Consider the following 20,275-nt stretch of genomic DNA (forward strand, 5'->3'; position numbering starts at 1 on the left):
AAAAGTTGTGATGGTATGTACCAAATTATCATTGATGAAAACTTACTATTAATAACAGTTGTTAGTTGTGTTATTTGAATTTCCAGATTCATTGCTTCCAGAGTAAGTTGGAGGATTCGGATTATTAGGAGTTTTAGGAGATTCCTGCGGTGCTTTTGGTGGTTGAGGACGTAATTCAGAAATGCCAGTCCAGCTTTTTTTATCTTCCTTGTTAACTTGGTAATCAATGTTAATTCTTTTTGTGTTGCTCATAGTTAAATTTTTCTCTTTCGACTCCATATCTGCCGAGGAAACGCCAATAATGACGACTAAAATTATACCTAAGATAAAACTTATTATAGCAACGTAGTCTAGAATTATTAAAATCTTATCTTGAGCTTTGTTTTGCTTAAGCATCTCTTGAATATATTTGGCATTTCGATCCAGAATACAAACAACTGCTATTACTGTAATCAAGAAAAAGAAGAGAGCAAAAGAAAAAAGAGAGATTTGTATGTAGTTGGAAACTCCAGTCGTCCTTAGTAAAGTAACAAGTAAGCCTATAGCAGTACTTGATAACCCTAATAATTGTTTATCACGCTCAATTTTAGTATTCAGCCAAGCACTAATCATGGCACTGTAGAATGCTCTATCTTTAGCTTCGTATTCTTCTTTATTTAAACTCTCCATATCTTGAAAAATTGTGTATGACAGAGTAATTAAGTAAGTTTATTCCAATGGTTCACAATTTTCTGAATATACTCACTCGAAGCACAAAGCATCGTTAGTCATTTGGGGTATCATATTCAGTTTCCATAGTTAAAAATCTTCGTCATCGACGAAAAATTCTGCGTCTTCTTCTAAACGGGAGTTACCCGAACCAGAAAGACTCCAGAGGGGTTGTAGAATAGCCACACCAACAAATCCCACACCAGCACTAAACGCCAGCACTATACCAACTGGGATTTTAATTGATTGGAATGTTAAGAATTTTAACGATACTGGCTCGAAATTTTGGACAGAAAGAATGGCGATCGCCACTACCCAAACTGCTACAACTAAAGATGTGAAAAAAGGTGCCAAAGTTTTCATAAAATCACGAACCACAAATACACGCAGATGAACGCCTGTGTTCATCTGCGGTTGAGATTCTTATCCTAACTTAGCGATCGCACTCTCTAACTCTTGCTCTAGTTTGCTGAGTTTTTCGGGAGAGTTGGTTTCTAGGTAAACACGCACCAAAGGCTCAGTACCAGAGGGACGCAGCAACACCCAGCTACCTTCTTCTAAATACAGCTTAATTCCGTCCTTACGTCCGACTTCCTTCACTTTAATTCCAGCTACCTCGGAAGGAGGATTTTTTGTAAAGGAGTCGATGACGGCGACTTTATGAGCTTCTGTTAAGTGTAAGTCAAGACGGTTGTTATATAAGGGGCCATCAGCTTCGGCGATCGCTTCCTTCACCAATTGACTCAGGGGCTTACCTTCATAGGCGATCGCTTCGGCAATCAGCATATCAGCTAAAACGCCGTCTTTTTCGGGAATATGCCCAATAATGCTTAAACCGCCTGATTCTTCACCACCAATCAGCACGGCGGTTTCCCGCATTTTTTCCCCAATGTATTTAAAACCTACGGCTGTCTCATAAATCGTCAAGCCGTATTTAGCGGCGAAATTATCGAGTAGGTGAGTTGTAGCCACAGTGCGGACGATCGCGCCTGTTTTGCCTTTATTCTTGATTAAATGCCGCGCTAGAACTAACAACACAGTGTTAGGAGTGAGGACGTTGCCTAGCTCATCCACAATCCCAAAGCGATCGCTGTCGCCATCTGTCGCTAGTCCTAAATCTGCATGATCGCGGCGGACAGCTTCGACTAATTCCACTAGCTGTTCTCCCTTTGGTTCAGGCATTCCCCCACCAAAGAGGACATCGCGCCAAGTGTGGAAACTTTCTAATTGCACCCCACTCTCTAGCAATACTTCATCTAAATAGCCACGGGATGTAGAATATAACGCATCATACTTGACTTTAAGTTGAGCGCTTTTAATTCGTTCTATATCCAGCAATGTGTAAATAAACTGTAAATAGTCCGGTTTGGGATCAAAAGTAGAAATTGTTCCCGATGGTTTGCCACTTGGCAATTCATCTGAAGCACTTTCAATATTTGCCACAATAGTATCAGTAATTTCTGGAGTGGCAGGCCCAGCATAATCAGGGATATATTTAATTCCACAATAGGGTGCTGGATTATGGCTAGCCGTAAACATCAATGCCCCTGCCGAATTCAGGTGACGGGCATTGTAAGCAATTACTGGTGTGGGGCAATCCCGATCAGTGACTTTGACATTCCAGCCCAAGTCAGCCAAGACTTGAGCTGCTGTCTGGGCAAACTGATCAGCTAAAAAACGAGTATCGTAGGCAATTAGAACTGGTCTATCTTTTGTGTAGGCTGTTTCCAGATAGCTGGCGATCGCTCTTGTCACTTTTCGCACATTGGGAAAAGTGAAATCATCGGCAATAATGCCTCTCCATCCATCAGTACCAAATTTTATCTTGCTGGAATTGCTACTAGCGCTCATGTTTGCTACTGTCCCCCATCTATTTGAACACTATAGGAAGCTTCCCGCAAAGCGTGCGTAGTCGCAAGCATCCTTCACCGTATTTTTTCTCACTGCTCTTGACCAATGTCAACCCCCGATCGACTTTTTGTTAGTTATCACCTCTGGTCTTTAGTTGCCCCAGCTGTGGGGCAAGAACGTTGGCATTGCCAGATGAGACGGGGGTTTATCAAAGCGCGTCAAAATGAACCACAAGTCAAAGCACTGCTAGGGAATGCTACTCCACCTCAGCGAATTGGGATACTAGCCCAAAAAGGTGTTTATGAGTTTCATCATAATCGACATTTGTTAACCCGTTCTGATGGAGTCGAGCAAGTAGCACAGTTGTTGAAACTAAGTAACTCCACAATGCAAGTTCAACAACGGGTGCTGCAAATTCTGAAAAAATACTATAATGCACCGTTATTATTAGGTAAAAAGATTCTGCAATTAACTCGTGGTGATGAAGGTTTTCCCAAACCAATTTTAATTGAACAGAAGGATGATCGTTTTCGTTTATATGCAGCGATGGATTGCGTTTTCATTGAGTCTGATGCTCACCATACTTTGCATATTTTAGATTTTAAAACTGGTAAAGCTGCTTTTGACAAAAGACAAGCCTTAGTTTATTTATTAGCTGCTAACTACCTTTACCCAGGTAAAGAAGCTGTCGCCTCATTTTATAATCTAGAACTCTGCCAAGAATCAGAGTTGATTAGCCTTAAAAGAAATGAATTAGAAGATTTGAAAATTGAGTTAATAAATATAGCCAAAAAACACCAAGACGACGTACAGCAGTATCAGGAAGAAACTAGAGATTTCAGTGAGATATTTCCACCTAATCCTGGTTATCACTGTCGCTTTTGTCCATTTCAATCAATTTGTGATTTTTCAGTTCAAGCGTCTCAAGTTCAATCATTACCAATCATTAAAACCAATAGCTAAATAGAAACTATTAATTAAACTAATTTTTATAGTCTGTAGGGTGGGCAATGCCCACCCTACTAATTTTTATAATTTTATGAATAGTAATAGGTAATAGACAATTCATTTATTACCTATTACCTATTACCTATCATCGTTAAATGTTACATCTTACCATGCTGCATAACTTCTTGCAGATGATGACGAATTTCTTGTGCTTGCTCAATCTCAGACTGACGAAGTTTTTGGAATAAATCTACACAAGGTTGAGAGTTAGCAGCTTGAGCATCTTCTATATAAGTTTCATAAGCTCTGACTGCTTCAGCCTTGTTTTGCAACACAGTCAGAAAGTCATACTCTAAGTTGCTAATAGGTTCCTGAGAATGTCCATTACCTGTAGTCATTGATTCACACTCCATAAGTTTATAATTAATTTCTACTTAACCGTACAGAGTCATTCATCCACCCAAAAGCGTAGAAAAAAGTACATTGGTCATTGGTCAATAGTCCATAGTAATTCTTCTTTACTTCCCTTGCTCCCTCTGCTTTCTTCAGTCTCCAGTTCGGCTAAATTAGAGTGCTAGGACTTAGTAGTGCTTTTTCTAGTAGGGTTTTATATTCTTTATCTTTAATACGGTAAGCGCCGAATCTTTCTAGGTGGGGATTCATCATTTGCGCGTCAAACATGACAAATTCCCTTTGGCGTAGTCTTTCTACTAATTTCACCATCGCTACTTTAGAGCCTTCGGGAATGCGGTAAAACATCGATTCACCGATAAAAGCACCGCCAATGACAATACCTAAAATCCCGCCTGCTAGTTCTTCACCTTGCCATGTTTCAAAACTGTAGGCGTAACCCGTCTGGTATAGTAGCCGATAAATTTCTTGCAATTCCTGAGAAATCCAAGTGCTTTCTCGGTTAGCACAACCAGCCACTACAGCTGCAAAATCACGGTTAATCGCTACTGTAAACCTTTCTTGGTTTAAAACACGCTGTAAAGACTTAGGATAGCGAAATCGCTCATCTAAGGGAATCAAAGTGCGATCGCGGCTTCCATACCATCCCAGGCAATCATTGTCATCAGCCATGAGAAAATAGCCTTGAGCGTAGCCTTGAATAATAGAGGCGATATCATATTGCATAGATAAAATTAAAAATAAAAAATATCAGAGGAACGCGCTCTGATGTTGTTACTCATGCTTGGCGCTCCTCTGCACTCTCTATAATATTCCTCTGCGGTAAAAAACAGATGACACAACCAATACCACCTATTACCCTACCGCCAGCCGCAAATCCTAACCTCGAAGGTCAATGGTTGCAAGATTGTTTGCTGCGCTGGCTAGATACAGAATTTATTCCCGAAGCAGTTAATCAAAAGATTGCTCAACGTGCAGCACAAATCTTTGTTCGCCAAAGAATGGAAGGCGAGAATGACCTTGGTTCTCTGGTGATTGCTATCGTCACAGAGATGCAGGCCTTTGATTTTTCCAAAAGCTTTTATGGAGAGTTTGCGATCGCCAACGCCGTCAGCGATCTACTCTTAGAGAGTCTAGGTATAGACCATTGTTGTGGGCAATAAAGCCAGTCCATAGTCAAGAGTCCATAGTCAATAGTATGAAACTGTTGACCGTTGACCCTTACAGGTTCGATAGTTGCTTTCCGACGCAAAGCGACAGGAACGCACTATCTCACTGTTGACCGTTGACTACCAGCTAGACTTAACAACTCCGGGTAAAAGACCTTCGTGCGCCCATTCCCGCAGGACGTTCCGAGATAGCCCAAAGTCACGATAAACACCTCTAGGACGACCAGTTACCCAGCAACGGTTACGGCGACGATTAGGCGCACTGTTACGGGGTAGCTGTTGGATTTGTCGGTGAATTTCTAACTTCTCTAGGGGAGATTCTGTAGTTCTGAACTCTTCTAAAAGAGCTTCTCGCTTTTCAGAATACTTTTCTACCAACTTAGCGCGTTTTTTCTCGCGCTCAATCATACTCTTCTTTGCCATAAATTAATTCAACAATTTAAAGACAGCATTTTCCATTCTACATTTATGAAAGGCGAATCGCCTCTATTTTTGTCCGTCTAGCCAACAATAATTGTTTTCGTGGCAGATGGGCATAAATCCGCCAATTCGCACGCCTCGCATACAGGAGAACGGGCTTTACAGACAGCGCGACCATGATAAATTAGCCGAATTGACCAATTTTCCCAATCTGGTTGCGGTAATAACTTCATTAAATCCTGTTCAATGTGAACGGGGTCTGGATATTTAGTTAAACCGAGGCGTTGACTGAGGCGCTTGACATGAGTATCTACTGTTACCCCTGCATTGATGCCATAAGCATGGGCTAAAACCACATTTGCGGTCTTCCGCGCCACACCAGGGAGTTTTAACAACTGTTCCATTGTGTTGGGAACCGCAGAGTTAAACTCACTGACAATCATGCGACAGGCGGCTTGAATATTTTTGGCTTTATTACGATAAAACCCTGTAGAGCGTACTAGGTTTTCTAACTCTGTTAAATCAGCATTCGCTAGACTAGGCGCATCAGGAAAGCGGCTAAATAAAGCTGGTGTAACTAGATTGACTCGCTCATCTGTACACTGGGCTGAGAGAATTGTTGCCACCAGCAATTGCACGGTTGTGGTGTAGTTTAAGGAGCAAGTGGCATCGGGATAAAGACGCTTCAGGCGAGAGAGAATTTCTAACGCCCGTTGCTTTTTAGAAAGGGATTTGCGGGTGGTAGTACTCACTGGAACAATTTTTGTACCCACTCCAATTGGGTAGTTAATTGGGTGGTTTCTTTCACAATCAGAAAAATTCCCAGCCCTAAGAGTAACACCAGACCAGTCTGCATTACACCTTCTTGAATGCGGTTAGGTAAGGGCTTACCGCGTAAACCTTCAATGAGTAAAAACGCTAATTGTCCACCGTCCAAAGCTGGGAGCGGCAGAATATTGATGACTGCTAAGTTGATGCTAATTAAAGCGGCAAAGAAGAACAAACTACCTGTATCGTTTTGGGCAATGTTAGCGCCAATTTCGACAATTTTGATGGGGCCTGCAACTTGGCTGGCTGTTTCCCCAAAGTTAGTAACTAGTTGCCCAAAGCCTTTAAATGTCATCACGACAATGCGTTGAAATTCGCTAGCGCCAACGCTAAAAGCTTTGCTGAGACTAACTGGACGGCGTTCTACTTTGCCGTTAGGTGCCAGACCAATACCGATACTTCCCCCGGCAGGTTTTGCTTCGGGAATAACATTAACCGATAGCCTTTCGTCTCCACGGGCAACTGTGAGTTGAATAGACTTACCAGGGCTATTTTTAATGATGTCTCTTAAAGCTTCTATTTCTTGTAGGGAAGTGCCAAATTCTTTTTGATTAGCAGAGAGAATTACATCTCCTGGTTTCAGTCCAGCGTTGGTAGCAACAGCACTCACTTCTGGTGCTAACTGTTGGATTGAAACCCCTGGCTGACTGGCTTGTCCAATACCAACAAAGCCCACCTGGGCTAATAGGAGCATATAAGCGAAAATTAAATTAGCGATGACACCTGCACTGATAACGATCGCCCGATCTAAAATGGGACGGTTACGCAGCAAATTTGGGTCATTGGGGGGAATATCGCTATCGGGGTCATCATCGGGAAAGCCGACAAATCCACCCAAAGGAAAAGCCCTGATAGCATACTCAGTTTCCGCACCTTGGTACTTCCACAGAACAGGCCCAAATCCTAACGAAAAGCGGTTCACATGAATACCTTGAGAACGCGCTGCGACAAAATGCCCCAACTCGTGTACCAAGATTAATACCGCCAAGACTGCGATCGCTGCTAAAACTGACATAGAGCAAATTAATCAAATATATTCCGATATATATTTTTATTGTAGTAGTTTAGAAAACCGATGCTGAGACTCAAAGCATACTACAGTAGGAAACTATGCCTAAGTTAGACTGAGCGCCCACTACTTCATCAAATGAGTATCAAGTTCAGGATACTGAGAGAACAAACTATCAACACTGGCTAACTTTGCTTGATATTCCAATGTAGTAGCAACAATCAGGCGGTCAAACGGATCTTTGTGAATAGGAGATAAATCTACAGCACGGCAGACAATTTCGGGAGTTAAGGGAAATAATGTAATATCTGCTGGCTGCAAAGCTTCCTGAAACCATTGATTAGCGGCACAGGGTAACTGTAGCCTTCCTCGCTGCTGTGCCAGTGCAATTTCATAACAAGAAATAACCGAAATGCCTACTTGTTCAGCCGTTTCGATAGCTTCTCTCCACTGAGTAGGAAATCTTTGAAATTCTTGATTAATCAACCAGAACCAAATATGAGTATCGAGGACTATTACTTCAGACATTCCCAGTCTTCTTCATCAACTATAGGACTGACAATATCCCCTAATGTTTTACCTTTGCCTGCAATAGATTCAGGGGCAGTGCGGCGTTTCTTTGATGGTAAAGTTTCTTCTATAAAGGTAACAATGACACGGGCAGTATTAACTTGAGGCTGTTCTGATATCCACTTTATTTGACCATTTTCATAAATCGCTTCGTAACTTTTTAACATGGCAATCAGGGTTTTATTAACCTTTGCGCTTTCTTAAATTATAGTTTAGGCGATCGCTTATATAGGGTTTCCTGTACAGATGACCAGTCTGCTTCGGATAACAAAATTGCATTGCCACTTTTTCCTGCAATAACAATGGGTTTATGTGACTGATTCACGGAATCAATTAAATCCTGTAACTGTTTTTGAGCTTCGTTAATTGGAATCATCATCCGTCAACATTACTATTAATCTCTACCATCTATTTTAAAATTTCATAATCTAATTATTAAAGTACATTTCAGTTACTTCGCGGATGTTTTGTATAAATTCATAAATTGTTTATCTTTGGCTTAATTTTTTTCAGTCAAATGTGAAGATGCAGAGACTTGTTGGGTAGCGTTTTTAAAGTTGAGAAGGGTTGTGAGTTACTCTAGAAATATACTCTCCATTATAACTAAGAATTCTTAAAATAATTTGTATCAGTAAGTCATAATATTTCTTGAATAAATCTATCTTTTCACTTAACGTTAATAGGGTAATTCTACCTTGATGAAATAGTGGATTGCGGACTGAATCTCGCAAATTATCTTTCATCATTTCGCTGGGAATAAAACGGAGATACTTATTTAATTGATATAATTTCTTTTGAATATTGTCTCCGATATTATCTTGAGTTAATTCTTTATTCAATAAGTACTTGAATGTAATATACTCATAAGCCATGATCATTGTTGCCAGTTTAAGATCAATATATTTCTGTTGGTTTATTTCTGCTAAAAATCCAATACAAGTATTGATGTCTATCTTTGGTTGCAAGACTTTGTAAATTTCATAACAATCATTAAATGCTTTTGGTATACCTCCATTAATACGAAAATTATCAATGATATAATTTCTGCTAAAAGGATTCTTAACTGTATTTTCTATGGAATACTGCATAACTTCATTATCCGCATAATATTCAATCAACGGAGTGAAGTTTAAATTTAGATCAAGAAAACTTAAAAACCAACTTATCGATATAATTTCTTCTTTAATAGCATCAATATTTTCATATTTATTAATAGGAATGCTAACTTGAGAAAGAATTGCATTGTTTATTCTCTGAATATCAATTAGGTCAACAAGTTGCTTATTATTCTCCAGCATCTGAAAGCATAGTTCTTTCCCCTTAATCTTAACAAAGAATCCTCGCTCGCAATCAAGCGGAGAAAAGATGAAATTACTGAAATAAGCTTTTGCTAGAGTTAAATGCTTAGTTTCTTGCTCTTTTTTCTTTAAAAAAATGTAATCTGGAAGATAGAACGAAGTTAGTCTGTTAGGTAGTTCTCCTGTCTGAGCTAGAAAATGAAGATTGGTACATTCAATCTCCCATATTTCATCATTAGATATCCCAGAAAAAGACTGAATTTGAGATCCATTTTCTAAATTCTGAAGAGGTTCTTTTCCATGTAATACGAAAATGATATTTCCAGAAGCATCTATACATAGCTCCCAAAAATACTTTGTATTTTGATCAGATTTACCTTCACCACATTTATACGGTATTCTTGAGTATTGATAAATATCGCCTAGTCTATTTGCAAAGTAATCTTGTTTAAGCATAATCCGCATTTAATGATGGCTGGGAATTATAACTGTATACGGTTGTAATGTATCAATATCTCCATATAACCACTCTTAGAGAAGTGATTATATGGAGATTCTTCGTAAGAAATTATGCCAAATCTGAAAACTTGAGAGTGCTTTGTATCAGTCTTACAACACTTCACGCCCTAAGAAAGGTTGCAATACTTCCGGTATCAAAATTGTCCCATCTGGTTGCTGATAATTTTCCAAAATAGCTGCCATTGTGCGCCCTACAGCCAAGCCAGAACCGTTGAGGGTATGGACAAACTGTGTACCTTTCTTACCTGCTTCCTTAAAGCGAATATCGGCTCGCCGCGCTTGGAAATCAAAACAATTAGAACAACTGGAAATTTCCCGATATTTACCAGAAGATGGTAGCCATACTTCTAAATCATAGGTTTTCGTTGCCCCAAAACCTAAATCACCAGTACAAAGATTAATCACCCGGTAAGGTAATTTTAAAGCCTGTAAAATTGCTTCGGCATTCCCCACCAATTTTTCTAATTCATCAAAAGAAGTGCTGGGATGAACGACTTTTACCAACTCTACTTTATTGAATTGATGCAGGCGAATTAAACCCCGCATATCTCGTCCATAACTTCCTGCTTCCCGACGAAAACAGGGAGTATAAGCACAGTGATAAATGGGTAAATTTTCCGCCGCCAGGATTTCTCCGCGATAAAGGTTAGTAACAGGAACTTCTGCTGTGGGAATTAACCACAATTCATCATCAGCACACTTAAAGCTTTCTTCTGCAAACTTCGGTAATTGACCTGTTCCTGTTAAAGAATCGGTATTGACTAACAAGGGTGGACTAACTTCTATATAGCCAGCTGCGGTTTGCATCTTCAGCATAAAGTTAATTAACGCCCGCTCCAACGCTGCACCAGCGCCTATCAAGTTCACAAAGCGACTTTGGGCAACTTTGACAGCACGTTCAAAATTGAGAATCCCCAGCTTTTCGCCGATTTCCCAATGGGGGATAATATTCGGATTCTGGGGTAGATATTCATCACCCCAAAGTCTTACCTCTACATTTTCTTCCTCACCTTTACCTATAGGTGTAGAGTCACTGGGTAAATTAGGGAGTGCGAGTATAAGTTGCTCAATTTCCGCTTTGAGTTCTTTTTCTCTTGGTTCTAGTTCACTCAATTGGGCTTTAATCGCGTTCCCCTCATCCCGCAAAGCTTGAATTTCTGGGTCTTGAGGATTAATACCCGATTTAATCTTCTGTCCGACAATTTTACCAATTTCGTTACTCCGGGCTTGGATTTGACTGCGGGTCGCTTCCAACTCCCGTTGTTGCTTATCTAACTGTAATATGGGTTGAATGTCATAAGTACCATTGCGGCTATTCAACCGTTCCTGAATGAGTTGGGGATTTTCCCTTATTTGCTTAATATCCAGCACAAATTTTTCTCAATCTTTCGCCTAGTATCTTCTTGCCAACACATCAGCATATACTGATTTTGACTTGCCATGCCAGGAAAGGCAAATACAAAAATCTTGTTTAAGATTTGTTGATGCGATTGAGTAGCCACAGGGAGCTAACCAGCCCAGCAAAGTGGGCTGAGACTGTATTGATGTTCGCCTGAACTACCAACATATCTAGACCACTAATGATGCGGGTAGGGTCGAATAATTGGGTAGTGACAGCTTGGGGAGATATTGACCTAGCTACTAGTGTACCCACGATCGCCTGCGCTCCCAACAATGTCACCAAAGTCCCGCCTAAATTTATCCACAGTCCTAAACGTAATACTTGCACTGTCTCCACTTTCCGAGGTCGGTTGCTGGGGTTGGAGGATAGCAGTTGATTACCAATTCTGGTGTAACGGAAGGCTAAATAAATACCCCCACCCAGCACTACCAATCCACAAATCGCTAAAAACACCCCAAAGCCAGTCCCCGGATTATTATTAGGGCTACCTGCTCTCTGGCTAAAAATGCCAAACAGTAGCACAATAATGCCAGAAATAACGCCGAGTACTAGCTGAATCCAGAAGCTAATCCAGCCTGTCATCCGGAACGTCTGGGCAATTGTCCGGAGATTAGAAGAAGATGATGGAGCATCGGGATTTCGTGACATACGGCTTGCTCACCAACTGGCTAGTACAAAATGCAAGTAAAACATCCACAATCTTGGCTGTGTGCTGCTCTAAAATACTATCTTTATTTCTGCCATGCTGTGCCAAAGATTTGTTAGTTTTTAAAATCACACTTGTTTTATCAGTAAATCGTTGGTGTAAAAAAGTGCTGTCTACGGAGGAAGAAAAAACTATTTAAAAGTTATTTTCCTCATACTTCCTCACCCTGTTATTTTTAATATTTGCTTGTGGGTTTTTACTGTAATTAGCAAACCCAAAAGAGTAAACAATGCTGTGAACTGAGGGGCTGTAAAGCTAGCTGCATAAGCATAAAACTCTCTATTTAGCCCCTAGTAGCTTTTTTATTCGTACTCGCGTAAGAGTTTGATAAACACAGATTTGCCTTCAGCAATGTAATCATTACCAAATAAACTATTTATTAACTTTTACGGAGTTACAGACAAAACGGCATTTTACCTGTAAAATTTCTTCGATAGCATCTTACGTTTCAGCAGTTCTAAACCAGCTCGGCATTACTTGACACCTAGATAGTGACAAAACCACTGTCTAGGCACCTCCTCACAACACTAATTAGAGCTAGATAGAGGCGCAATTCTTTGCGTTACTCAAACTTTTGCTTGTGACCTGTACTGTTCACAGGGTAGTTCATCATTACTTGTTTACACTGGGTAAATTTTCCCCAGGTAGCGCTATATACTTACACATTTGCAAGTAGCGCCCTATACTGATGAAAAACCTTTAGCTTTCACCTTAAGGGATACTTTTAGCCATCCACGAACTTATGAAAATTGAGGATATATATCAATTCTTTGAAAATCCTCCGCCAACTTACCTCTGCCAGGAAGTAGCAATTTGTTACATTCTGTATGTTTTACTACAAGGTGAATCCTACGGAACTGAATTAATTCAGCAACTAGAAACTGAACACCCTACCTATCGGCTCTCAGATACTGTACTTTATAGTGCCATCAAATTTCTGGAAGACAATAGGGCAATTACTGGGTATTGGAAGAAGTTGGAAGGGCGAGGTCGCCCCAGGCGAATGTACCAAGTTTCTCCAGAATGGCAACATCAAGCGGAAGATTTAGCCCGGCTTTGGCAAAATTACATTTATGTGAGGACAAATTAACCAATAATTAATAATGAATAAATCTCCTCCTGTGAAAAATTAATAATTAGTTATGGATACTGCTATTCTGCCATCAACGTTCTTACTCACCTTGTTACTGGCGGTTGGTTTGCTCTTCTTCATTCGGGCATCTACTAAAGACCGTACAGAAATGGCTCAATTGATTTCCGAGCAAGAAGAAACCGTTTTAATGCCGCAACTACAAGAGTATTTTCGCTCTCGGTCTTACCGAGTGGCAGAAGTAGACCATGAAAAAAACCAAGTGACTTTTGAAGGGTTCGTGAAACCCAGCATATTTTTAGCAGTGTTTCTCACGCTGCTAGCATCTGCTGGTCTAGTGTGTTTGTCTTTGGTTTTCGCTTTGTTGTTCCCTAGATTCGGTAATATTTTTCTGGGATTGGTATTATTTGCGCCTTTGAGTGGAATTTTTTATTGGAAAAAAGCAGGTAGGCTAGAAAAAGTTGTGCTGAAACTAGAATCTGTGGCTAATCAGCCGCAATTGTTTAGTAAAATTACTGTTGTTGCTCATCGTGATGAAATACTTGAGCTACAAAAAGCACTACCTTTAAAGCCTAATGAATAGTTGGTAATTGAGTGTGTAGATGCAAACTGTATGTCGATTTTTTAAATCGGGATAATCACTAGTACTAAGTAGCACAATTAGACACAAAGCAACATCAATCCTGCAAAATTTTGAATTGATATCACTCTATGTTTTGCCCTTTGCTTTTTACCTATTGTCTTTTGTACTAGTGTTATTTTTCCCTACGAATGCAAATCGCAGGGAAAAGCGTGTATCTTGACAGAGTTTTCTGAACAATCCACAGGAGGAAAGTAAAGTTCAACTCTCGCTTCTGGGTGTTTTTTGCTCTATCCTGATACTCTTCTGCATCATGAGACCAGCAATCAACCCAGGCAAACCAAATTGGTCTGTTGAGAGTCAATTTTCCAATTACTTGGACTAGTTCTACTGGCAAATTAGTGACAAACTTAAAAAAAATGGAAATTTTGCATAAACTGCACACTTTTGCCAGTTAAATGATTGTCAGAAGCTGTATTCAACACGTAAGATTATCATCGATGAATCAGCGACTGCCTACCGCCACTGGTTCTGCCCCTGCGGGAGATTCAAGTACCCGCAGGCTGGGAAACAAGAAATGATTTTCCTCGACGTATTGAGCGCCAAACAGCCCTTTCTCTGCCCAAAAATAACGGTCTGTAGTGTGTTCGTTTCGCTTTACGAGTAGCAACGCCGGTGGCAAGATACCTTCAGCTTGAATAAATTTTCTGGCTGCTGTCACGGGTTTCTCTTCACCGCTTTCGATGCTGTATTGAGGTACGTGTTCTAAAATACGTCGTCCTTCCTGGCGACGACGACTTTTTCTTTTACGTCTCCTTGCCAACCTATTTTCCTCCTCTTTCAAGCTATAGATTGTAGTGATAGCTACAAAATCCGTCGTAATTATATAAGTTCTAGTTCAAAAGATCAATAGTTTTTAAACTTTAGATACAACAAAGATATTACTATTGACGGTAGATAAATCAAAAGCTAATTAGTACATCACTCCTTGAGAAAAACCATTACTCGAAAGATTTAGTTAAGCTTTATTAAATAACTGAGGAAAATAAAGTATCTTCTCTTATCTTCCCTCAAAAACCGTGATCCTGAGCAAGAGCTGAAAAATGTTAATGTCTGCCAGTTCAGATTTTGTGGCTCTATGTCGAGAGCAAATAGCACTACTTACCCAAGGGCTAGGAGCTTCTTTAAGTGTAGTTTATCTAACCCAAGAATTGATAGAGTCGCCAACGGGGGAGGCGAAACTGATTCCTGTGGTTGTTTACCCAGAGACGGCAGTTATACTACCAGGAGAAGAGCTTGCTGAGGTGAATGCACGTAAACAATTACAAGTGGGTGAGGTACTGTTGCTACCTCAAAAACAGGGAAAGTTATTGACTGTAGCGCCAGCCGAAGAAACACCAGAGTCGGGGAGAGCGCCTACAGTAGGTGGAACGTCATCGCCTTTTGGTGATGATTACTTGTTAGATGAACGCCAAATAGTCTTACCTCTGGTGCATGAGGGCGTAATGATGGGATTATTGGTAACAAGCAGAGCCGATCGCCCCTGGAACGAACAAGAGCAAAGTCAAGTGGAGAAAGTCGGACAAACATTGGCGATCGCTTGTATTTTGGATCAGCGTCGAGCATGGTTGCAACACCAACTGCATCAACAACAAATTCTGCAAGAACAACAGCAAGATTTACTTGATAATTTATTGCATCAGTTTCGTAATCCCTTAACTGCCTTACGGACTTTTGGTAAACTTCTCTTGAAAAGATTGCGCCCTGGTGATCCAAATCGAGATGTGGGCGAGAATATTGTCAGGGAGAGCGATCGCCTCAAGGAATTGCTACAAAAGTTTGAGCAAGTTATTGATTGGACAGAGGCAGATTTATCTAGGCTAGTGTTACCAGAAAAAGAGGGATTTGTCGAAGCCACTGTCCAAAAAGAAGCCAAACCAGCGCTATTATTACCGGGGACGGGAGAGCAATTAACTGATTGTGCTGTAGTTGATTTATTAACACCATTACTCATGTCAGCCAAAGCGATCGCCCAAGACAGACATATCAAGTTAAAAGCAGATATTTCTCAAGATTTGCCATTAGTCAGGGTAAATATTAAAGCTTTGCAAGAAGTGTTGAGTAATATCATTGATAATGCTTTAAAATACACACCCCAAGGTGGCAAGATTTATATTCAAGCCGGGCAAGAAAAACTGAACTTCCAAGGCATTGCGATTAGTGATAATGGCCCTGGTATTCCTCAAGAAGATTTAGTCCATTTAGGTGAAAGACATTACCGAGGCGTACAAGCCCAAACAGAAATTCCTGGCACAGGCTTAGGATTAGCGATCGCTAAACAATTAATTGAGCAAATGCAGGGCGAAATTGAAATTTTCAGCCCGGCAATTAACTCTAAATTAACCTCACCCAATACACCAGGAACGACGTTTATTATTTGGTTACCGATGAGTCAAAGTAATTCGTAATTAATAAATTAGTGTTGTTATTAATTGGGAATTACCAGCAGGGGTTGACTATCTTAATGAAACCAGTAGATTTTGGTTAATGGTCATTTGTAAATCGGTGTCTGGGTCGATAGCGATTAAGTCAACACTATTTCTGCCGAAAAACAAGCTGATTAATCCACCAATGGCCGCACCGCCTAAAACTTCTTCAGTAGCGATCGCGCGATCGCCTGTGACAGCAGAGACGGCGGCGGCGGCACTTGCACCCAGGACGGTATTCTTAATAATTGTGCCGGTGCTAGCACCCTTTCTGACGGTTTCGGTTTTGTTAATGACTTCTGAAGTTGCATTCAGTTGATACTCTTGACCTGTAGTTAAAACGAGTTTTTGAGCCACGAATTGGGAACCGCCTTGAACTGGCTTCAGTTCCCCGACTACCTGGCTACCAGCCGGAATTACCACAGTACCCGCTTGAGTAACTACGTTTTCGTCTACAGTAAGGGTCAAAGGAGCAGTTTCATCCTTTGTTACGAGGATTTTCTCTGCCTTGTCGTACTTCACAGGAATCACAGTCCCTTGAGGAATGGTGACAGCAGTAGGTGTTCTGGGAATATTAGCTTGAGTAGCCACAATATAGGGTGAGGTGAGTGCTGAGGCTTGATTAGAACTAACTAATGCTTGGTAGATAAAAGCTGCTACCTGCGCCCTTGTAGCTGTTGCTGTGGGATTTAAAAAGTTGACGTTGGGATAATTCACCACAATTTTCTGCTCAGTGGCGGCGGCTATGGGACTACGAGCATAGCCGGCAATGTTAACAGCGTCGTTAAAGTATTGCAGAGTACTGTCAACGTTACCACTGGGAATATATTCCAGACCGTTCGCCAGGGAAACCAAAACCTGCTGGCGGGGAATAGCTTGGTTAGGCTCAAAACGATTGCCAGGGTATCCTGAGAGGAAACCGATGGTATAAGCTTGCCGAATGGCGCTAGATGCCCAATAGTTACTGGGGACATCAACAAAATTAATTGCTTGCCGTTCTGGTGCTTTTTGGAAAGCTTTATTGACCATCGCCGCAAATTGAGCGCGAGTTACTGGTTCTTCTGGACGGAATGAACCATCAGGGAAACCAGCAATGATGCCTCGCTGTGACAATTGTTGAATAAACTGTGCAGCCCAGTAGTTCGAGGAAACATCAGAAAAAGTAGTTTGAGCAAAAGATGGAGATACTACTAAAAAAGGTGCCACAGTTCCTGCTGTGATGCTCAAAGCCATGAGCGCAGATGTACCAGATTGCCAACGAGTTAAATTAAACATAGACTTTCTTGACCTACTCAATTATTTATTCGTCTTGTTAATTATTTAGACCGTATTAATAACTAAAAAGTTCCTTTTTTCTGTATAAAAATGGATGAGGTTATCACAAGTGAAAATAATCAAAATACATATATCATAAGTATTAGAAATTCAGGAATAGTGCTATTACTGATGATTGATGATTAGCTAGCCTATATCTTCATTTATTTGGCGGTTGATATAGCTGAAAAATGAATTTTGGTAGAAAAAAATTCAGCGATCGCCTACATATATTTCCAGGGGCGATCGCTGAAAGAGAAATGATAAAATTCACTGCTGAATCTTCGGGAAACTTACTAGCGGAAAACATCCACTGTCAGGTTAGAACTAAGGGCTAGTCGCAAATCTTGTTGGGGACGAACCACAAAGACTTCAGCTTCTTTCTTGCGTAATAATACACTAGCTAAAGCGCCTGCTGCTGCACCACCTACAGGTTCTAAAATTTCAATTCGGCGATTACCTGTAATCAAAGAAATTGCTGTGGCAGCACCTGCACCAATAGCAGCATCGGTTAATATTTTGCCAGAGTCATTTCTGCTGATTTTTTCTAGTCTAGTAACAGTTTGAGAATTGGCGCTGATTGACTGTCTATTACCAGAAGGAAATATTAATTCTCTGGCGACAAACCTTACACCTCTGACATTACTTTGGTCGTTTCTGTCTTGGGAGAAATTACCATTGAAATATACGGGTTCTAGTTGTCCCACAACTTCAGTTCCCGCAGGAATCAAAACGTTCCTGTTATTGTCAATAATATTGTTAGCGATTTTTAGAGTTAAAGATATAGTTTCTCCACGACTAACAACTACTTGCTCTTTATCGTAGGTAACAGGAAAAGTGACTCCAGCAGGAATAGAAACTCTCCGAGTTTGACCAATAAATTGGGCATTAGCAGCCGGAGCAAAGGCAATCATGGGGGCAACAGTTCCTGTTGTGACTGTTAATGCCATGAGTGCGGCGGCTCCAGATTTCCAGTGATTCAAGCGAGTCATAATAGTTTCGGGTTTCTGCAATTATGTATTTCTTGACGAGGTTTTACTGAGATTGTTTCTTACTCTGTTTAAACCGTTCTTTGGGCATATTCCCCAGGAGTGGGGGGTTATTAAGTTTGAATTTTGTGGGCTGAATTCATTTCCTCTCCTGCTTCCTTTTAATTCGAGTTGTTGCCAGCCAGGGTAGCAACAATTTTTAATAACTGGATTGGCTCAATTGGTTTGGATATATGAATTTGAAATCCGGCGGTTAGGGCTTGGAGGCGATCGCTTTGTCTGGTGTAAGCGGTAAGGGCGGCGGCTGGGACATTTCCCCCTTGTTCTGATGATAGCGCTCGAATTTGCCGAATGAGAGCGTAGCCATCTTCATTAGGCATCCCAATATCACTTAATAGCACATCAGGCTTCACTAATTGCAACAGTTTTAAGGCTTCACGGGTGGAGGCTGCGGTTGTTACAATTGCTCCGTATTGCTCTAAGGCAGTTTTGAGAAATTCTCTAGTATCTGGTTCATCATCAACTGCTAAGATTTTTAGTCCTTTGATTTGGACTTTAGTATCCCAGGCTGTCTGTCGTTGAATCAAGGGTTCTTCTGGGGTGAGTGTGGAGTAAGTTGCTAAAAGTGGTAGTTGGACTGTAAATGTGGCTCCTTGTCCTTCTCCTGGGCTAGCAACTGATACTTTACCATTGTGAAGCTCAACGAGATTACGCACGATCGCCAGACCTAAACCCAGTCCTCCTTGATTTCTGGTTGTGGTAGCATCTGCTTGGCGGAAACGGTCAAACACATAAGGCAAAAACTCAGGACTGATGCCTGTACCTGTGTCAATTACCTGAATCTGCACATTAGTCTCTACTTGTTCTAGGCAAATTTCTACCCGTCCACCTTCAGGAGTAAACTTGACTGCATTGGAAAGTAGGTTCCAAATCACTTGCTGTAAACGTTCTGGGTCGGCAGAAACTAAACCAATATCAAAATTCAGGCGAGATATAATTTGGATTGATTTGGTATTGGCAATTGGGCGGACGGTATCTAGTGCGGCTTGAATTACCGGAATCAATTTTGTGGGGCGCACAAGCAAGCGAATGTTACCGCGAATAATCCGGGAAATATCGAGTAAGTCTTCAATTAATTGAGTTTGGGCTTGAGCATTGCGCTCAATGGATTCTAAAGCTTGTTCAATCTTTTCTGGTGACAGTTTGCGGGTGCGGAGCAGGCGCGACCAGCCTAAAATACCATTGAGGGGCGATCGCAATTCATGGGAAACTATCGCTAAAAATTCATCTTTCATACGACTGGCTCTTTCCAGTTCTATACGAGCTGCCCGTTCTCGTTCTAAAGCTTGCGCCCGCTCTTCAGTTACCATTAATTCGCTTTGGCGTAGTGCTTTTTCTGCTTGTATGCGCTCTGTTACATCTAACACTAGTGATAGCACAGAGGTAACACTACCTTCTTCATTAGTAATGCTGGAGTTGTACCATTCGCAATAAATGACTCTGCCATCTTTGGTATAGTTGCGATTGTATTGGATAATTTGCGCTTCTTGGCCACTGAGGAGGCGATCGCTCACCTCTGCGACTGCTGTCATATCTTCCTCATAAACTATATGCAAATCTTGAATGTATTTTCCTATTACTTCTTCTGCCAGCCAGCCAAAGATTTTTTCAGCAGCCGATGACCAACGGGTAACGCACAAGTGGCAATCCCACTGCACTACTGCCAAAGGAGTAGTATCTATGTGTAGATTTAAAAGCTGTAGGGCATTTTGCAAAGCCAATTCAGATTGTTTACGCTCTGTGATTTCCTGGGTAATGGTCATTCCCGCAAAAATCTCACCATCATCATTCCTCACAGGTAAAACATGGACTTCATAAACGCGATGTCCATAGGGTGCTTCAAAACGGGAGCTGATGCCTGCAAATGCTTGGCGATAGGTTGACATCCTCCCCCGTTTAGAAAACGGGGGATTCCAA

The 20,275-nt window shown here is 41.0% G+C and carries 23 protein-coding genes; 5 read left to right on the plus strand and 18 right to left on the minus strand.

The window, feature by feature from the left end:
- Positions 1 to 48: 48 nt before the first annotated feature.
- The 3 genes from ACN222_RS19815 to ACN222_RS19825 form a co-directional block, all read right to left on the minus strand.
- The gene (locus ACN222_RS19815; protein WP_010998103.1) at positions 49 to 669 is read right to left on the minus strand and encodes a hypothetical protein; all 621 of its coding nucleotides are present in this window, start codon (positions 667 to 669) and stop codon (positions 49 to 51) included.
- A gap of 129 nt (positions 670 to 798) precedes the next feature.
- A complete protein-coding gene (locus tag ACN222_RS19820; protein ID WP_044523218.1) occupies positions 799 to 1,071 on the minus strand; it encodes a LapA family protein in 273 nt (90 codons plus the stop codon).
- Between the two features lie 60 nt (positions 1,072 to 1,131).
- Entirely contained in the window at positions 1,132 to 2,559 is a 1,428-nt protein-coding gene (locus ACN222_RS19825) for a phosphoglucomutase/phosphomannomutase family protein (protein ID WP_010998105.1), read from the minus strand.
- A gap of 105 nt (positions 2,560 to 2,664) precedes the next feature.
- Here ACN222_RS19825 and ACN222_RS19830 point away from each other — a divergent pair, with 105 nt between their 5' ends.
- The gene (locus tag ACN222_RS19830) at positions 2,665 to 3,522 is read left to right on the plus strand and encodes a PD-(D/E)XK nuclease family protein (RefSeq protein WP_010998106.1); all 858 of its coding nucleotides are present in this window, start codon (positions 2,665 to 2,667) and stop codon (positions 3,520 to 3,522) included.
- Between the two features lie 143 nt (positions 3,523 to 3,665).
- Here the strand turns inward: ACN222_RS19830 and ACN222_RS19835 are convergent, their stop codons facing one another.
- Together ACN222_RS19835 and aat are read right to left on the minus strand one after the other, a co-directional pair.
- On the minus strand, positions 3,666 to 3,905 hold the full coding sequence (locus ACN222_RS19835) for a hypothetical protein (protein WP_044522014.1): 240 nt from the start codon (positions 3,903 to 3,905) through the stop codon (positions 3,666 to 3,668).
- A gap of 163 nt (positions 3,906 to 4,068) precedes the next feature.
- On the minus strand, positions 4,069 to 4,644 hold the full coding sequence (aat, locus tag ACN222_RS19840; protein ID WP_010998108.1) for a leucyl/phenylalanyl-tRNA--protein transferase: 576 nt from the start codon (positions 4,642 to 4,644) through the stop codon (positions 4,069 to 4,071).
- A 107-nt stretch (positions 4,645 to 4,751) separates the two neighbouring features.
- Here aat and ACN222_RS19845 point away from each other — a divergent pair, with 107 nt between their 5' ends.
- Positions 4,752 to 5,081: a hypothetical protein gene (locus tag ACN222_RS19845; protein WP_010998109.1), complete on the plus strand. Its 330-nt coding sequence runs from the start codon at positions 4,752 to 4,754 to the stop codon at positions 5,079 to 5,081.
- A gap of 126 nt (positions 5,082 to 5,207) precedes the next feature.
- On the opposite strand, the gene rpsN is transcribed toward ACN222_RS19845, so the two are convergent.
- The 9 genes from rpsN to ACN222_RS19890 all read right to left on the minus strand — a co-directional run bounded on the left by rpsN (position 5,208) and on the right by ACN222_RS19890 (position 11,781).
- A complete protein-coding gene (rpsN, locus tag ACN222_RS19850; protein ID WP_010998110.1) occupies positions 5,208 to 5,510 on the minus strand; it encodes a 30S ribosomal protein S14 in 303 nt (100 codons plus the stop codon).
- A gap of 77 nt (positions 5,511 to 5,587) precedes the next feature.
- Positions 5,588 to 6,259 carry an endonuclease III gene (gene nth, locus ACN222_RS19855; protein WP_010998111.1) on the minus strand — a complete coding sequence of 224 codons (672 nt, stop codon included), beginning with the start codon at positions 6,257 to 6,259 and terminating at the stop codon, positions 5,588 to 5,590.
- The gene (gene rseP / locus ACN222_RS19860) at positions 6,256 to 7,350 is read right to left on the minus strand and encodes an RIP metalloprotease RseP (RefSeq protein WP_010998112.1); all 1,095 of its coding nucleotides are present in this window, start codon (positions 7,348 to 7,350) and stop codon (positions 6,256 to 6,258) included. The genes nth and rseP overlap by 4 nt, the downstream gene beginning before the upstream one ends.
- 120 nt (positions 7,351 to 7,470) lie before the next feature.
- Positions 7,471 to 7,872 (minus strand): type II toxin-antitoxin system VapC family toxin, encoded by a 402-nt coding sequence (locus ACN222_RS19865; RefSeq protein ID WP_010998113.1) that lies wholly within the window; start codon positions 7,870 to 7,872, stop codon positions 7,471 to 7,473.
- Complete coding sequence (locus ACN222_RS19870; protein WP_010998114.1) at positions 7,860 to 8,081, minus strand: hypothetical protein; 222 nt, start codon at positions 8,079 to 8,081, stop codon at positions 7,860 to 7,862. Before ACN222_RS19870 ends, ACN222_RS19865 begins: the two co-directional genes overlap by 13 nt.
- A 38-nt stretch (positions 8,082 to 8,119) precedes the next feature.
- On the minus strand, positions 8,120 to 8,293 hold the full coding sequence (locus ACN222_RS19875) for a type II toxin-antitoxin system Phd/YefM family antitoxin (RefSeq protein ID WP_010998115.1): 174 nt from the start codon (positions 8,291 to 8,293) through the stop codon (positions 8,120 to 8,122).
- Between the two features lie 172 nt (positions 8,294 to 8,465).
- Positions 8,466 to 9,668 carry a hypothetical protein gene (locus ACN222_RS19880; RefSeq protein WP_044522029.1) on the minus strand — a complete coding sequence of 401 codons (1,203 nt, stop codon included), beginning with the start codon at positions 9,666 to 9,668 and terminating at the stop codon, positions 8,466 to 8,468.
- A 153-nt stretch (positions 9,669 to 9,821) separates the two neighbouring features.
- Complete coding sequence (gene serS / locus ACN222_RS19885) at positions 9,822 to 11,102, minus strand: serine--tRNA ligase (RefSeq protein ID WP_010998117.1); 1,281 nt, start codon at positions 11,100 to 11,102, stop codon at positions 9,822 to 9,824.
- Positions 11,103 to 11,202: 100 nt separating this feature from the next.
- Complete coding sequence (locus ACN222_RS19890; RefSeq protein WP_011318527.1) at positions 11,203 to 11,781, minus strand: DUF3611 family protein; 579 nt, start codon at positions 11,779 to 11,781, stop codon at positions 11,203 to 11,205.
- An 800-nt stretch (positions 11,782 to 12,581) separates the two neighbouring features.
- Between ACN222_RS19890 and ACN222_RS19895 the strand changes: the two genes are divergently transcribed.
- Positions 12,582 to 12,929, plus strand: coding sequence for a PadR family transcriptional regulator (locus ACN222_RS19895; RefSeq protein ID WP_010998120.1), 348 nt, complete (start codon positions 12,582 to 12,584; stop codon positions 12,927 to 12,929).
- Positions 12,930 to 12,981: 52 nt separating this feature from the next.
- A complete protein-coding gene (locus ACN222_RS19900; protein ID WP_010998121.1) occupies positions 12,982 to 13,512 on the plus strand; it encodes a cofactor assembly of complex C subunit B in 531 nt (176 codons plus the stop codon).
- A gap of 502 nt (positions 13,513 to 14,014) precedes the next feature.
- Here the strand turns inward: ACN222_RS19900 and ACN222_RS19905 are convergent.
- On the minus strand, positions 14,015 to 14,332 hold the full coding sequence (locus tag ACN222_RS19905; protein WP_011318525.1) for a DUF3155 domain-containing protein: 318 nt from the start codon (positions 14,330 to 14,332) through the stop codon (positions 14,015 to 14,017).
- A gap of 280 nt (positions 14,333 to 14,612) precedes the next feature.
- On the opposite strand from ACN222_RS19905, the gene ACN222_RS19910 reads away from it, so the two are divergent.
- A complete protein-coding gene (locus ACN222_RS19910) occupies positions 14,613 to 15,977 on the plus strand; it encodes a GAF domain-containing sensor histidine kinase (RefSeq protein WP_010998123.1) in 1,365 nt (454 codons plus the stop codon).
- Positions 15,978 to 16,025: 48 nt separating this feature from the next.
- On the opposite strand, the gene ACN222_RS19915 is transcribed toward ACN222_RS19910, so the two are convergent.
- The 3 genes from ACN222_RS19915 to ACN222_RS19925 form a co-directional block, all read right to left on the minus strand.
- Positions 16,026 to 17,270: an S-layer homology domain-containing protein gene (locus ACN222_RS19915; protein WP_044522039.1), complete on the minus strand. Its 1,245-nt coding sequence runs from the start codon at positions 17,268 to 17,270 to the stop codon at positions 16,026 to 16,028.
- A gap of 335 nt (positions 17,271 to 17,605) precedes the next feature.
- Complete coding sequence (locus ACN222_RS19920) at positions 17,606 to 18,301, minus strand: hypothetical protein (protein WP_010998125.1); 696 nt, start codon at positions 18,299 to 18,301, stop codon at positions 17,606 to 17,608.
- A gap of 158 nt (positions 18,302 to 18,459) precedes the next feature.
- Positions 18,460 to 20,244, minus strand: a complete 1,785-nt coding sequence (locus ACN222_RS19925) for an ATP-binding protein (RefSeq protein WP_199315741.1) — start codon at positions 20,242 to 20,244, stop codon at positions 18,460 to 18,462.
- Positions 20,245 to 20,275: the final 31 nt, after the last annotated feature.

The organism is Anabaena sp. FACHB-595 (assembly GCF_048568275.1).
Classification (GTDB): Bacteria; Cyanobacteriota; Cyanobacteriia; order Cyanobacteriales; family Nostocaceae; genus Trichormus.